The sequence below is a fragment of the Paramagnetospirillum marisnigri genome, assembly GCF_001650715.1.
GTDB classification, from domain to species: Bacteria; Pseudomonadota; Alphaproteobacteria; order Rhodospirillales; family Magnetospirillaceae; genus Phaeospirillum; species Phaeospirillum marisnigri.
The window spans coordinates 1-14,501 of record NZ_LWQT01000070.1 but is presented as its reverse complement, the minus strand read 5'-3'; the positions used below and the strand labels follow the sequence as shown (position 1 = coordinate 14,501).

The 14,501-nt window shown below is 56.6% G+C and carries 16 protein-coding genes and 1 tRNA gene; 7 read left to right on the top strand and 10 right to left on the bottom strand.

The features are described 5' to 3' along the window. Positions 1-549: 549 nt before the first annotated feature. On the top strand, positions 550-1,092 hold the full coding sequence (locus A6A04_RS22400; protein ID WP_156612616.1) for a hypothetical protein: 543 nt from the start codon (positions 550-552) through the stop codon (positions 1,090-1,092). On the opposite strand, the gene A6A04_RS14040 is transcribed toward A6A04_RS22400, so the two are convergent. Next, positions 1,073-1,378: a DUF6626 family protein gene (locus tag A6A04_RS14040; RefSeq protein WP_245651208.1), complete on the bottom strand. Its 306-nt coding sequence runs from the start codon at positions 1,376-1,378 to the stop codon at positions 1,073-1,075. The genes A6A04_RS22400 and A6A04_RS14040 overlap by 20 nt on opposite strands. A 106-nt stretch (positions 1,379-1,484) precedes the next feature. On the opposite strand from A6A04_RS14040, the gene A6A04_RS23455 reads away from it, so the two are divergent. Further along, positions 1,485-1,619 carry a hypothetical protein gene (locus tag A6A04_RS23455; protein WP_281196777.1) on the top strand — a complete coding sequence of 45 codons (135 nt, stop codon included), beginning with the start codon at positions 1,485-1,487 and terminating at the stop codon, positions 1,617-1,619. Here A6A04_RS23455 and A6A04_RS14035 read toward each other — a convergent pair. Next, a complete protein-coding gene (locus A6A04_RS14035; RefSeq protein ID WP_068493928.1) occupies positions 1,582-2,748 on the bottom strand; it encodes a hypothetical protein in 1,167 nt (388 codons plus the stop codon). The two genes, A6A04_RS23455 and A6A04_RS14035, sit on opposite strands and share 38 nt — an antisense overlap. A 779-nt stretch (positions 2,749-3,527) precedes the next feature. Then, positions 3,528-3,863, bottom strand: a complete 336-nt coding sequence (locus A6A04_RS14030; protein WP_156612615.1) for a hypothetical protein — start codon at positions 3,861-3,863, stop codon at positions 3,528-3,530. Positions 3,864-4,011: 148 nt separating this feature from the next. On the opposite strand from A6A04_RS14030, the gene A6A04_RS14025 reads away from it, so the two are divergent. Both A6A04_RS14025 and A6A04_RS14020 read left to right on the top strand, forming a co-directional pair. Beyond that, positions 4,012-4,215 carry a hypothetical protein gene (locus A6A04_RS14025; protein ID WP_068493924.1) on the top strand — a complete coding sequence of 68 codons (204 nt, stop codon included), beginning with the start codon at positions 4,012-4,014 and terminating at the stop codon, positions 4,213-4,215. A gap of 141 nt (positions 4,216-4,356) precedes the next feature. Continuing rightward, complete coding sequence (locus tag A6A04_RS14020) at positions 4,357-4,923, top strand: tyrosine-type recombinase/integrase (protein WP_068493922.1); 567 nt, start codon at positions 4,357-4,359, stop codon at positions 4,921-4,923. 38 nt (positions 4,924-4,961) lie between these two features. On the opposite strand, the gene A6A04_RS14015 is transcribed toward A6A04_RS14020, so the two are convergent. The 4 genes from A6A04_RS14015 to A6A04_RS14000 form a co-directional block, all read right to left on the bottom strand. Further along, positions 4,962-6,653 (bottom strand): methyl-accepting chemotaxis protein, encoded by a 1,692-nt coding sequence (locus A6A04_RS14015; RefSeq protein WP_068493919.1) that lies wholly within the window; start codon positions 6,651-6,653, stop codon positions 4,962-4,964. A 137-nt stretch (positions 6,654-6,790) separates the two neighbouring features. Beyond that, the gene (locus A6A04_RS14010) at positions 6,791-7,105 is read right to left on the bottom strand and encodes a hypothetical protein (RefSeq protein WP_068493917.1); all 315 of its coding nucleotides are present in this window, start codon (positions 7,103-7,105) and stop codon (positions 6,791-6,793) included. Between the two features lie 119 nt (positions 7,106-7,224). After that, entirely contained in the window at positions 7,225-8,043 is an 819-nt protein-coding gene (locus A6A04_RS14005; protein ID WP_068493915.1) for an ATP-binding protein, read from the bottom strand. A 77-nt stretch (positions 8,044-8,120) separates the two neighbouring features. Continuing rightward, positions 8,121-8,936: a hypothetical protein gene (locus A6A04_RS14000; protein WP_068493913.1), complete on the bottom strand. Its 816-nt coding sequence runs from the start codon at positions 8,934-8,936 to the stop codon at positions 8,121-8,123. Positions 8,937-9,657: 721 nt separating this feature from the next. Between A6A04_RS14000 and A6A04_RS13995 the strand changes: the two genes are divergently transcribed. Then, a complete protein-coding gene (locus tag A6A04_RS13995; RefSeq protein WP_068493911.1) occupies positions 9,658-10,098 on the top strand; it encodes a DUF6641 family protein in 441 nt (146 codons plus the stop codon). Between the two features lie 135 nt (positions 10,099-10,233). Here A6A04_RS13995 and A6A04_RS13990 read toward each other — a convergent pair whose 3' ends face one another. Together A6A04_RS13990 and A6A04_RS13985 are read right to left on the bottom strand one after the other, a co-directional pair. Further along, positions 10,234-11,571, bottom strand: coding sequence for a tyrosine-type recombinase/integrase (locus A6A04_RS13990; RefSeq protein ID WP_068493908.1), 1,338 nt, complete (start codon positions 11,569-11,571; stop codon positions 10,234-10,236). Between the two features lie 123 nt (positions 11,572-11,694). Beyond that, positions 11,695-11,771, bottom strand: a tRNA-Arg gene (locus tag A6A04_RS13985). A gap of 409 nt (positions 11,772-12,180) precedes the next feature. Between A6A04_RS13985 and A6A04_RS13980 the strand changes: the two genes are divergently transcribed. After that, complete coding sequence (locus A6A04_RS13980; protein WP_068493906.1) at positions 12,181-13,215, top strand: MBL fold metallo-hydrolase; 1,035 nt, start codon at positions 12,181-12,183, stop codon at positions 13,213-13,215. Between the two features lie 88 nt (positions 13,216-13,303). Next, entirely contained in the window at positions 13,304-14,119 is an 816-nt protein-coding gene (locus tag A6A04_RS13975; RefSeq protein ID WP_068493904.1) for an RMD1 family protein, read from the top strand. A gap of 4 nt (positions 14,120-14,123) precedes the next feature. Here the strand turns inward: A6A04_RS13975 and A6A04_RS13970 are convergent, their stop codons facing one another. Then, positions 14,124-14,465 (bottom strand): ArsR/SmtB family transcription factor, encoded by a 342-nt coding sequence (locus A6A04_RS13970; RefSeq protein WP_281196778.1) that lies wholly within the window; start codon positions 14,463-14,465, stop codon positions 14,124-14,126. Positions 14,466-14,501 lie beyond the last annotated feature (36 nt).

The window sequence follows — 14,501 nt, the reverse complement described above, 5'->3', positions numbered from 1 at the left end:
CCGTATTGGAGCGCCTCGCGGCGCAGGGCGTGTCCGCTTCTGCGTCCGAGGTTATTACTTTTGCTCGGAAATGGCGTCCCGGAAGGGATTCGAACCCCTGACCTACGGTTTAGGAATTTACAGTGCTCGTAATATATATTGTAATAACAATACACTAATAAGCAGAGTGACGCAATGTGAAATGAATGTGAATTGAAATTTGGCAAATCGTTATGTTGCGCAAGTCATTGAATTTCCACGCTTTGCACGCAGCGCGCACGCCAAAGTATTCTTTGTTTGTTCTTGTCCGATTTTGCTCGTTATCGTATGCTATAATGGGAAGGCTGACCACCGAACGCGGCGGTCGGCTGTCGTGTAACACGACAACATGCACCTATCGGTAAAACCTACACTGCCAGCCGCTCAACTCGCGCAGCCTGCGGGCATTGGCCTTCTCCATCTCGGCCGTCGCAACCACTGCGCATTTAGTTTAGATTGATACGCGCAGCTTGCTAAATTGCAACATAAGTGCAGAAACTATCATTAGGCCAACTTGCGAAGAGAAATGCGATGAGAGTTATAGCAACTATACTGGCTATATCATGTATATTGCATGCATCTGCCGCATTCTCACAGGTATCAAGTGACAAAGAACTGCGTGCGGCCTATTGCCTTGGCGTGGCGGAACAGACAAAGGCGTCAATGTTTGCTTGTCCAGACATTGACGAGGTGATGGGCAATGTTAAAAAGCGAGGAGAGCTGTGGAAGGGTGAGCTTGATGAATTAGTCAAGATTGCCAAGTCATGTGAAAAAACTGCCAGCGATATTGATAAAAACATACAAAGAATTCGAGAGTTTATTGCTGCAAAGGGGTACTTTAGCGGTCGCGATCCTATGCCACTGGTTCTTGCTCAAAATCGGGGGAAATCAGATGTGCAAAATTGTTATGCAGAAGCACAAACCCCAGATAGCACAAATTGCTCTAAAGGTTGTATGGATAAGTGCAAAAATAACAGCTCATGCTGGTCATCTTGTATGCAGCAGAGGTGTCGGCCAGATATATGCAAAAGATTTGATGTTTGCAAAGATGAAACTACATACCTTCCCTATTAACTGATATATACCTAGCAAATTCACTCTCTGACAAAGTGCATAGAGCTACCAAACGCTTGCAATTACTCCGCTCCATCTCGGTCGTCGCCACGGCGGCATATTTGGCCGAGATTGATGTAAGGCGGTTTGACAACCGCATCAGCACCAACAACGACGGTGGCCGCTGCCGCGCCTTGGCGCAGGACATGTAGCTGCGCGATTGGCCGAGCCAAAACCGAGAGAATTCATATTGGCTCTCGACCAGCCACATATCGCGCAATTCCCTATAGATGACTTCCAGCAGCATGTCCGTTCCTCCTCAATGCGTTTCGCCCAGCTATTTAGCCATCCGCGCTAAATACGCTTGCGGAGCAGCGCCAAGCTGGACGCTGCCGCAATGAGGAGAAAACGCCATGAACAGACTGACCTATTTGCCGAGAGGCTATTGCGAGATCGGCTTTGCCAACGAAGTCGTGCTGATTGAGGAGGCCGTGCATCAGGCCATCATCGCTACGCTGCTTCGCATGACTGCTCGGCGGTCGCCTTGAACTGCGGCGCTCTTGCGTTCGTGCTGTGGGTGGCCTGTAGTTCCAGTCGCCAGTTCCTGCCGTTGACCTGCACCACGCAATACGAGGGCTGGTTGCCGTTGTAGCCCAAGAACGCAATGCCTTCGGTCATGCCGCGCCCTTCACATTTGCTGTCGTGGAATTCGTGGATGGCGCTGGCGACGTGCTTGCTGGGCAATCTGCCGCTGGCCGCGTCCGCTTTGGCCTGCAAGCTGGGAATGACCTGGCTGCTGATGGCCTCGTACCACTGCCGCGCTTCCGCGTCCTGTCCGCGCTCCACATAGATCAATTCCTCCAAGCGGCGTGGGCTTCGGAAATTCAGGCGGTACTTCTCCTTCCCTATTTCCAATTGGCCGCGCACATAGCTGCGCGAACTGCCATCGACCCAAAGCGATATAGTGGCCTTGCTGGAATTGGCCTTCACCTGACCTGTTGACCGATTGGCCTTCGCCCACGTGGCGATATCCACAGCACCTCCAAGTGGCTCTTTCTTTCCCCCCAATGGCTCGTCCGATTGGGCGGCCAGTCCACGGAGTGGCGCAGCCGCATCGTCGATCACATTGTCATTTATGCCGATTGGGCAGATCGCCCTTCCTTCTTCCGAGTGGCGAGCCACAAGCGAGCCACTATCGGTGAAATCGGCTGAAAGGCCATTGGGCGTGGCCGAAGTCCGCGAAGCAGCCAAAGGCGTATCGATTAGTTTTAGCAATAGTTTAGCAATAGCGACTGGATAAGTCGTTGAGGGAACAGACGAATTAGCCCCTTTGGTGTGGAAACGGTGTGGGAGATGTGTGGAAACGGCGTGGAAAGCGTGTGGGAAACGCCCATGCAGATAGGCCATGTGGCCACTTGATGCATTGCAGTTCGTCCAATCCACTGCCTGCCTGATTGGCCGACGCTGTTCCTTCGTCAGATGTATTGCGCCCTGATGCGCCACTTGAATGCCGTAGTGCATGTCCAACTGCCTGACCAGCCAATCGCCCTGCTTCTCGGACGAGCGCCCCTTCGTGTTGAAGGCCGCGATGCAGCCGATCAGCATGTCGTCATATCGCGGACCGCCCTGGTGCTCGCATAGCTTGTTGATGTGTCTGTTCCATTGAATGTCTGCCATTTGCGTTTTCCTCCCAATGCGTTTTCAGTTGAAACGCTGGGGCGGCCTGGAAAACGCTAATGAAAGAGGCTGTCACTGTTCCCGTCGGATGCAGTTAAGCCCCAGCATTGTATTTATCTCGATCTGCGGCGCTGCGAATGAGATTTTTGAAATATTTTTTTCGTCTTGTCACGCCACGCCATATTGCTGCGTGGCAGCAATCGCGTCATTTGCAAGCCATTGACTATATTGACGAAATTCAGAGAATTATCACGTTGTCGGGTTTCCCGACATCCATGGCCGTAGGTTTAACCTACGCATGGCCCACTTCGCTCCTGGCCATGCCGCCCATTTGTCGGCTTTCCCAACAACAGCGACCTGTCGTGTAACACGACATGTATGTCGCCGAGTGCGGCGCAACAATACGTCATAAATTGAAAAACTCTGTGGGTGTCCACGCCTTGCAGATGAGGTGCAAAGTAATCATAGAAGGCACGCAAAGTCGGAATTCATCCGTCTGGTAAATGCCCGAGGTGAACATGGCATTTGGCACTGAACAGCGTGAACGCCATTGCATCGCCAAAAGAGTAGCGGCGATGGTCAGTTTGCAGCGGTTATCGAGCAATCCACTGCTACAGGAACTCGTTGATGTTGGCTGCCGTTGCGCCGACCTGCATCACTGCGAATTGGCCGATGCTTGCGGGGCAATTCATCGTGCATTTGCCCCGATGAATGCAGCATCTCTATCCCAACCATCTGTCGTGTAACACGACAACCTGCGGCCATCAGCGCCGATATGGCTATTCCTCACCAACCTCAAGAGAATTGAGCTTCGTGACGGTGTCCACCTGAAGATCGCGGATCGCTCTCACTCTTTCGATTGAAATGCGGAATTGCTCATCTGCCCGATCCAGATCGGCAATGGCAGATGGCGTTAGCCGCCCATCAGCTTGAAGGCGATGACGAAGCAAAATTATGTTGCGCCTTGCGGAGGCCAACTGGTTCAGGAGAGTGCTGGCACCTTCGGTGAGCCTCTCAACGGAAACAATCTCCGTGTCGTCCATTTCCTGCCCGCGTCTGATGAGCACAATACCAAAGCCATATTCATTCTGTGGGCTTATGTATTCAACTCCCAATTGGGACTATGCCCCAATTTTCGGCGTCCCTTTTCGACGGCGTCGCTCATCTGTCGGTTTTCCCTACGCCAGCTTCCTGTCGGGAAACCCGACAACTTGCCCATGCCAATAAATAGTGTCGGAAAAACCGACAGCAGGGAGGCGGCAAATGCGGGCATGGGAATTCATGAGGGAAGATGCGACGGCCAACAGCTTCGCGGACAATCTGAAGCGACAGGCCGATGCCAAGGCCGATCAGGCCAAGAAACTCAAGCAAGCCGCTTCCGTGCAGAAGAAGCGCGAACAGATCAGCAGCGCCAAGGCGTCCCTGACAAAGAAGCAAGGCGAGTTGAGCAAACTTGCCGCCGCATAGGAAAAACATAAGAAAATACGAAATTTATTATGTCTGCCGTTAACCGCTTGATTATCAATGCAGATAATTGCGGTCGGCCCTACTGCGCTTTTGATCATATAATGTTTTACATAACGGAATAACTTTTCATTAGGTAAAGCGATGAAACAGGCCAAGGTACTCAGCGAAGCGGAACTCAAGCGCGTGCTGTCCGTTGTCGCCAATCAGCGTCATGCAGCCCGAAACCGCGTTGCGCTCATGCTCAGCTTCTACGCAGGAATGCGTGTCGGCGAGATCGCCTATTTGAAGGTCGGCGACGTGATTGACGGCGATGGTCGCGTGAAGGACCAAATCGTGCTGCCTGCCAGCTACACAAAGACCGCCGAGGCCAGGACAGTGTTCGTCAACGGCAAGCTGCGCCGCGAACTGGAACGCTTCCTGTCGTGTAACACGACAACAGATCGCGCCGTGCCGTTCCTCGTGACGCAAAAGGCCACGGCGTTCTCGGCCAACACGCTGTGCCAGCTATTCGGACAGATTTACGAACTGGCTGGCATTGATGGCGCGAGCAGCCACAGCGGTCGGCGGTGGTTCATCACGCAGATGGCGCACAAGGGCGTTTCGGCCAAGGTCATTATGACGCTGGCTGGCCATCGCCACTTGTCCACCACGCAGCGCTACATCGAGGTCAATGACCAGATGATGAAGGCCGCCGTGGAAGGGCTGTAAAGCCGCAAAGAACTTGTTGGATACGAGACTGCCAGCGATCATGCCGAACGGACATCGGAAAGAAACCGCTCGATCATGCGTTTCAAGCCGTCGGCCTCATTAGCCAGATTGCGCGATGCATCGAGAAGGTTGCCGGATGACCGCCCAGTCTGATCGGCCGCTTCCTGCACTCCCACCACGTTGCTGGTCACTTCAGCGGTACCCACGGCTGCCTGCTCGACATTGCGGGCGATTTCCTGGGTAGCTGCGGACTGCTCCTCGACGGCCGAGGAGATGCTGGTGGAGATTTGCCCCACCTCCTCAATCACCTTGACGATCCCTTGAATGGTGTTGACCACTCGCTCTGTCTGCTCCTGGACGGCGGTGATCTGTTGGGCGATCTCATCGGTGGCCTTGCCAGTCTGGTTGGCGAGGTTTTTCACTTCGTTCGCCACGACAGCAAAACCCTTACCCGCTTCGCCTGCCCGCGCGGCCTCAATGGTGGCGTTCAAGGCAAGAAGATTAGTTTGGCTGGCGATGTCGTTGATCAGATTGACCACATCGCCAATCTTTTTAACCGTCTCAGACAGATCGGCCACCACCTGTTCCGCCCGGACCGCCTCGGCGACGGCAGTGCTGGAAATATGCGATGAGTGGGTAACCTGACGGCTGATTTCCGTGATTGACCCGGAGAGTTCTTCCGCCGCAGATGCGACCGTCTGGACATTGACGGAAGCCTCCTCGGAAGCAGCGGCAACGGCGGTCGCCTGTTGACTAGTTTGCCCGGCGGAAGCACTCAAATCCTGCGCAGTACCTTGCAATTGCTGGGCGGAGGACGCCACGGCTTGCACCGATTGAGCCGCTGATTGATCAAAGGTCGCCGTCAGCTCCGCAATACGCAGGGCACGCAAACGCTGCGCCTCTTCCTCGGCCTTCTGCTTCGCTTCAAGTTCCCGCTGCCGGACAAGTCCATCGCGGAATGCCTCCAACGCTGCGGCCATTTCGCCGATTTCATCGGTCCGCTCTCGACCGGGAATGGAAATGCTCAAATCGCCAGCGGCCAGCCGTCCCATGGTGTTCGTTATTGAAGCAATCGGGGGCACGATTGTGCGGCGGGTCGTCGTGATCACGATCCCAGCAATCATCAGACCACCGATCAGTCCGCCAATGGCCATGATTTTGAGGGTCGCGGTATCGCTTTCGGCTGCGGCCGCATCAAGCTTCAGCATTTGGCGCTGATTGTCGATCAAGCCACCATTGCGGCGACCATCTCCACCAACCTCACCATATAGCGTGTTGGCCAATTGCTGAACCCGTGGAAGAGCCTCATTCGTCAGAATTAAAATGCCAGCCTCACCCACACCGGCCTGTTCTGCCTTGTCCTGAGCGGTCTTTAATTCACTGAGATTGCGTTTCACTCCATTCCACAATTCAACATTACGCGGATTCGTGAAACGCGAGGCAAGACCATCCATCGCCTTGGTCAGGGCGGCAATCTCCGTCCAGGACTGTGCGCGGTCGGCCTTAAAGCTGTCCTTCCCGGTCAACAGGAAGCCCCGTAGCGAAGCCAGTGACGCATATAATTCCTTGCCGATGGATGAACTGGCCTCCGATACCGGCATACGGAAGGCTACCATCCGCTCGACTTTGGCATCGAGTCTCGTCGCCTCAACGACGGATACACCCGCAACCAGGGCCAGAACGGCACTTAGAATGCCGAAACCAACAAGCAACCGCCCACCAATGCGCATATCCTGCCCCCTACCTGGACCCTCGGAATGTATATATGCCGAGAGTTTGTATGATGATGTGCCTCGGGGCCGTTTTCAAGCGGCGTCGTTGATACAGCTTTGGATGCGCCTTGAGGGCTGGGAGCTGCTGGAGACGATCAGTCGTGGAATAGCCTTGTCGCGTTCGCCCTCTCCACCAGCAAGCCAGCTTCCATGGCCGCCGCAATCACAACGTCGGCCATTGGCCCACGCACGTCGTCAGGCAGCGTCACGGCGGTCTTCCATGAACCGTCAGGCGCTCGGTAATTGGGAAGGGTGATTTCGGTCTTGCTGGCATCGGCGCGAACCTGAACGCCGTGGATGACCAGCGACACGCCATCAAGGATCAATTCCACGTCGGCCAACGCCAGCACGCGGCCAGCATTGATGGCCGTGACCTGAATGACGCTGATGGTAGCCGTGCTGGTTTCCATCTCGGCAGCATAACATCGGTTCGCCGTAGGTTTAACCTACACACCGCCAAGCCCACCAAAGAAAGCACCCCCAGGCGTTGGCCTGAGGGCGCGTGCTGTCGGGAAAACCTACAGAACCTTTATGGCGTTGCGGCCGACGATTGGTTCGTGGTGGTGACCGCTTGTGCTGCGACAACAGGCGGAATTGTGCTGGCCGAGTGCGCCGAAGGAGACGAGAGCGGTGGCGCAACGATGGGAGTTGCCGTGATGGTAGATGCAACGATGGCCAAGGGCTGAGGCTGCACAGGTGCAGGGATAGCCCCACTTTGCTGAGCCTTCACAACGATGTCTTCAAGCTCGCGCATCAGCTCGCGCAGATCAAAGCAATTGGCCTTCACCACGCGCTCAAGCGCAGCCCGATTGACCTTGTGGATGCCGTACTTCTTGAGGACGCTCTCGGCATAAGGGACGTAATTCATATAATTGACTTGGGTGAAATCGGCCTTGTAGCACCGACTTGCGATGGACGGAGCAACGTCGTCAATGTTGTTGGTAATGAAAATTGCCATACAATTCACGCGGCAGTCCGTCAGAGCATTATTCAAAGCACCGACAGACGCTTTGGAAATTCCCCCGAATTCATCAAAAATGATGAAGGATTTTTTCTTTGAGTTCATGCCAATCGTCCGCATGAACGTATTGGCAAGCTGCGCGATGGTCCGTGCGTCGTATTGCGCAGGATTGGCGAGCCTGACCTCCCAGGGATTGACGTCGGGGGCAATGGCCTTCGGCAGGAGGCCCGCCATCGTTGTCTTTCCCGAGCCCTTCGGCCCATACATGATGATGTGGCCAGATTTCCATCCGTTGACCAGCGCTTCACACATGTTCGCAACGCCATCGTTCGGCATGGGGAGGTTGGACAGGTCGGTAATCGCGTTATCGAGTTCAAACTGAGACATGATTTTTCTCCTATAAATTGGATTGAATTGCGAAGCCGCGGGGAGCGCTACGCACTCCCCTGGCCTCGCGGATTGGCCTACGCAGCTTCGCGGCTCGCGGCGTCGTCGGCAGCAGCGCCACCACCGATCAGCTTGTTCACCGCATCCTCGTAGCTCATTTCCCCTTCTTCGCTGTTGAAGAAGCGCTCCTTGCGATCAACCGCACCTTCACCCATGCAGGAGAACTGGTTCGGGAAAATGCCGTCGGGGTCCGTCAAGCTCTTGGCGTTATCGTTCTCCTTGCCGATGGCGCGGACGATGGCCTTGATCTGATCGCTGTTGGGATTTCCGACAGGGCGGTGGACCTTGATGGCGCCGTTCGCCTCAACGGTGCACAGCATCAGGTACAGGCCGCTGCCGCTGGCGATGGTGCGAGTAGGCTCAAGCGTGGCGTATTCCCCCTGGCCGTTCAGCTTGGCCAAGCCATCCGCGAACTGCTTGTCCTTCGTGGCCTGGGGGACGGGAGTGGTGCCACGCCGCACATTTTCCACGCCGCCGTTCTTTTCCAGCCAGCTGACAAACTCAGTGGTCTTGACCTTCTCGGCTTCAGCAATACGGAGAACCTGGCCGTAATTGCTGGCACGCCAGCGAGGTTCTGCGCCAAAGACGATCTTGATCATCTTGATTGCGGCGGGAGTGGAGCGTTCAACGGAAATGCCAAGCTCTTCGGCAACCTGAGTGAGCAGCTTGCGGCCAGATTCCGTGAGGGTGACGGTCGTATACAGGTCGTAGCATTCGGCCAGAATGCCATAGAGGCGCTTGTTGCTGGCCGCGAGTTCCACACCCTCCCAGTTCTTGCGGGAGGCGATCAGGGTGGTGCAGGCGTTGGTCAGAGTGAAGATATCGTGAGACATAATATTTTCTCCTATATGGGGTCAGGCTGGGCGCCGATCTCGTCGGTCAAAATTCAGCCGTGACGATGTTCTTATTGATATTGGCTTTACGGGAAGCGCGAACGCCACGTGCCCGTAATAGCCAAAATTATATGCAGTTAAGCATCTTCAGGTGGTGTCAATAGGCATAGTTATCCTCCCCTGCGCATTGGCAGTTAAACTCCACAATGGAGTGGCTCTGCGATGTAAAGTTAACAACTATGAATTAGGCGCAAATGTAGCGCGCCATGATATTAAATATCGTGACCGTGCTATTATGTCTGTATTTTGTGGAAGATTTAACTTTGGCCTGAAGGCCGTGGGAGTTGGCGAAAAAAATACTGACCACTTTATGATTGGGTGGTCAGTGTGCTTTGTAAGTGGTTGCGCTTGACTGGTTGGGAGAGTACCAGACCGCCAAAATTTGTCAAGGAGGAATCGAAGAAATAGCATTGACGACGCATATATTTTTATGGCAGCCATTTTTACTCCTCCAACGTATTGATTCCGCACAATATAATTTTCCAGCCCGCAAATTACTTGCTGAAAAGTTAATGTCCGAGGTTCAATATCGCCCTATTCGCCCCTCTGTCGTGTAACACGACACGGCCTTCTGTAGGTTAAACCTACACCTGCCTTTCGGTTGTCCTCCTCGGCCTTCAGGCCATAGCATGTTCGTCATGTGTTCCCGTTGGAGGATGTGATGATGAGTGCATTGGACAAGCTGAAGCTGAGCGAAAAGACCCGACGCGCCGTTGCGGCAACGCCTGAAGGCCGCTTGCGGCACAAGCTGGTGGAGGCCATCAATCAGCAGATCGCTGCTGCGGAAGCGATGCAGAAGGGCGAGGGCTTTGAAATTCGGCGCAAGCGCTGGACGAAGGACAGCGAGGGCAACAAGACCCTGCAAGACCGACTGATCAAATTTCGCCCCTGGTACTGGCAGGAGGCCAATGGGGCGTTCATGCTGGAAGTGCGCTACGGCAACAAGATCGTGGAGATCAAGCCGAAGAAGACGGCCATTGAGATCGGCGATGTGGCGGAACTGGTGCCAACGCTGACGCTGGTGCGCGATGCGGTGGTCGCGGGCGAACTGGACAAGCAGTTGGCCGCGATGAAGGGACGCTTCGGTAAGAAGCTCGCTTAAACGCCAAACAGCCCCGTACAAGCGGGGCTGTTTCCATGAGTGCCGCACTGCACGGCAGCTAAATTGGCGGCGTGCACGACGCGCAAAGGGCCGAAGCGGCGGTGGGCGCGATGCTGTCGTCGGGAAACCCGACAGTTATGCCGTTGGTTCTGGTGGCGGTGGCCGCTTTTTCGGTCTGGCCTTCGGCTTTTGGAAGCCGAGATAATCCAAGTCGGTCGCCAGTTCGTTCGCTCTGTTTACCGTGCTGTCGTGTCCATAATGCGCATGGAGGACTTCGGGGGCATTGCCGATGTTATTGGCGATCAGCCTGATGTTCACGCCTGCTTCCAGCTTCAGCGTGGCGTAGGTGTGGCGCATGCTGTAGGGGACGAACTTCTTGCCATGCGCATCGCCTTCCATTCCGAGCGCCTTGCACATGGTGTTGAACTGACGTTTGAAGTCCTTCACGGGCTTGCCAGTCAGTTGATCGGCGATCACGAAATCGTCGTCCTTGCTGAAATTTGACAGCGACCGAAAGGCGGTCAGGTGAGCCATAGCGAACGTGTCGCAGCGAACGTCGCGTTCGCCTGTTTTCGTCTCAGGCGCAATTCTCAGGATTTGATGTTCCACGCCGTTGACGGTTTCCTCGCGGAAATGCTTCCACTTAATCAGCACATGCTCGCGCCCTGGCCGCAGACCAGTGCCGAGAACGAGGTGGACGAAGGCGCTGAACACCTGTCGGTCGAGGTTTGGCCGTGTGAGGTCCATCTCCGCATCGCCGTCTCGCACGATCTTTTTGGGAGAGCTTGGCTGCGCGTTGCAATAGGCGAGAATTTTCTCCACCTGCTCCTTGTTGAATGCAGGATAGCGCCGCGCCTTGATCACCTTGGTTGATTTGGCCTTCTTCGTCCCGATGACAGGCATTTTTGACGCAGGCAGCATGTCGTGATCAACGGCGTATTTGAAGATGCCGCGCAGCGTCGTGTCTTCCCCATATGCCTTTTCGGCGCTGCCGAGGTGCTTGGCGCGGACGTATTCCTTGCCGTCCTTGCGGACAATCGTTTCGGTTTTCAGCTTTGAGCCAGGCCCTTTGGACCAGTAGTCCTTGCGCCAGCGTTCGTACTCCGCGAGCACCTGCTGATTGATCTGCGTGATCTTGTATGTGCCGAAGAACGGAATGTGGTAGCGCTCGGCGACGGTCCTGTAAGCCGCTGCCGACTTGCTGCCTTCAGCCTCAATGGCCTTCAACCAAGCCTCGGCCACCTTTTTGAAGGTCTTCGCCGTGGGGTCTTGGTCGGTCGCCTCAATCCTGATCTTGTGGTCGTGCGCCCATTGCAGCGCTTTTTGCGGATCGGTTTGCTGGGTGCTGACCGCGATGGATTTGCCGTTTGTCAGCGTAATGCGTGCTTGCCAGAAGCGGCTGCCAGATCGCTGATAGACAGCGATCGGCTCGTTTTCGGCATAGACGTATTCAAAGCGTTTGGCTCTGGCCATTTCACAAATACTACTATTAGTAGATGTTTTCACAAACCACTAAATGTTAGATAATGTGAAATGACTGTGAAATGCAATATGTAAATTTTGCTAATATATAGATCGTTGTTTTTATTGGGAAAATGGCGTCCCGGAAGGGATTCGAACCCCTGACCTACGGTTTAGGAAACCGTTGCTCTATCCTGCTGAGCTACCGGGACGCGGGTGGCGATGACCAGATGCTGGGCTTATAGCATCGGCGGCGGCGGCGGCGGAAGCCCTCTTTCACGGCAGCGTGCTCAGGTTAATGGCGGCGGAAGAAAACGCGATGGCTTCCAGAGATTCATGTGTGGATGGCCCCGTTGGGCAAGGAGTTTCCAACGGTCGATGATGCTCTGGTCAGGGTGGTAATCCCCCCCCCCCCCCTGGAATTAGAGGGATCGGAGCGTAGAATTTTCTCGGTCAGCGGAACGAGGAGATTCGGATGGGACGAGTCGTTTCGCGGATGCCCAGATCATGGCGATCCTGCGCCAGGCGGAGGACGGTATCCCGCTCCGCAGCCTGTGTCGCTTGAAACTTGCCGCATCGCGCCAAATATGCAAAGACTTACCGAATTATCGGAGAGTCATCTTGAGCCGTTCTCCCCTTGATCATCCCTTTGCCGCGCCGCCCGAAGCGGGCGATGTGCTGGCGGTGGCGCCGGGCATCCGCTGGATTCGCATGCCGCTGCCCTTCGCCCTGGATCATATCAATCTGTGGGCGCTGGACGATGGCGAGGGTGGCGTGGCGCTGGTGGATTCCGGCCTGGGCAATGACGAGACCAAGGTGCTGTGGGAGCGTCTTCTGGCCGGGCCGTTGGCCGGGCGGAAGGCCACCCGGCTGATCGCCACCCATTTCCATCCCGACCATATGGGGCTGTCGGGCTGGCTGTGCGAGCGGCTGGGGATCGAACTGACCGCCTCGGTGCGGGAATGGCTGTTCGGCCGCATGCTGTGGCTGGAGGACAGCGAGGAGTTTACCGCCAATCAGGTCGCCTATTACCGCCGCATCGGCTTCGATGCCGAGCAGTTGGAGGGCGTGCGCGCCCGCGGCAACACCTATCGCGCCCGTATCGGGGTGATTCCGGTGCGGGTGGTGGGCATCCGCCACGGCGACGACATCACCATCGGCGGCCGTTCTTGGCGGGTGATCGAGGGCGGCGGCCATTCGCCCGAACATGCCTGCCTGTATTGCGCCGAGGCCGGGGTGCTGATTTCCGGCGACCAGATCCTGCCCCGCATCAGCCCCATCGTCGGCGTCTGGCCGCAGCAGCCCGAGGCCGAGCCGCTGTCGCTATTCCTCGATGCCTTGACCCGCTTGCGCGAATTGCCCGCCGATACCCTGGTGCTGCCGTCCCACGGACTGCCGTTCCGGGGCCTGCATCAGCGCGTCGATGAGTTGATCGCCCATCATCACGAGCGGCTGGAGCGCACCCTGACCGCCTGTGCCGAACCCGCCACCGCCTTGCAGGTGCTGCGGGTCCTGTTCAAGCGCGAGCTCGATGCCCACCAGATGGGGTTCGCCACCGGCGAAACCCTGGCCCATCTGCATTATCTGATGAAGACGGGGCAGGTGGCTCGTGATGCCGGGACTGACGGTGTCTGGCGATTCCGGGTGGTCGGTTAAACTTTTGTGACAATGCGGTTGCGGCAAGACCGTCCCGGTCGCCGCCGCTATGATCCGGGACTTCCCCAATGATGTGTGGACCCAACACATGCCGCCAGTCTCGCCTGTCCAGCCTCCCGCCGAGGCCGTGAGCGGCCTGACCGGCCATGTTCTCCTACTGGGGGAACGCCTGGATACCCGCCGCCTGGAGGAAGGGGTGGTTCTGGCTACCGCGCCCTTGATCATCCGGGCGGGGCGGGGGGGATTCGCGGTGCTGTTCCGCTATGGGGTGGCGGTGCTGTTCGCCCTGGACCCCATGGAGGAAGCGGTCTTCCTGGCTTCGCTCAGCAAGCTGGTGGCGGCGCCCCTGCCGGTTCAGGGCCGCAACGCCGCTCATATCCTGATCGAGCCCGATGGCGACGATCATGTGGACAAGCAAGGCATCATCCATCTGCGCGACATCTGCCCCGAGCGGCTGCAGCTGGTGGCCGAGATGATGGCGCGCGATCTGGTGCTGGAGCATTACGAGACCCGCATCGCCAAGGTCTTTGACGCCATCGAGCCCCTGGCGGTCTCGCTGGCCAAAAGCCAGTTGCGCAAGCTCAAGACCAAGGACCTGCTGGCCCAGATCGGCGAGGTGCTGCTGGCCGAGCACCGCATGGTCGGCCGTGTGGAATTGCTGGAAAGCCCCGAGGTACTGTGGACCCGGCCGGAGTTGGAGAGGCTGTTCATCCGGCTGGAGCGCGACTACGACCTGTCCGCCCGCAACCGGGCGCTGGACCGCAAGCTGGAAGTGATCTCCGACACCGCCGAGACGCTGCTGGACCTGATCCAGACCCGCAGCAGCATGAAGGTGGAATGGTATATCGTCGGCCTGATCGTCTTCGAATGCCTGCTGTCCATCTATCAGATGGTGTGGGAGTGACTGATCAGGCGGCGCAGGAGCCTTCCGGGGCGCAATACAGCCCGTAGAGGGTGTTGATCACCGCCGAGGCCTCGGCACCCGACAGGGAGTAGAAGATGGTCTGGGCCTGCCTGCGGGTCTGGACCAGGCTGTCGCGGCGCAGGCGCGCCAGATGCTGGGACAAAGCCGACTGGGAGAGGCCGATAATCCGCTCCAACTCGCCCACCGACTTCTCGCCGTGCAGCAACTGGCACAGGATCATCAGGCGATGTTCGTTGCTCATGGCCTTGAGCAGGGCGCTGGCGCGCCGGGCGCTATCCTGCAGTTGGGCACCTCCGGAAACTGGCGTCGGCTCGGGTTTCGTGATTCCCTATCCGTATGACGGAACAGGGGGCGGATATGA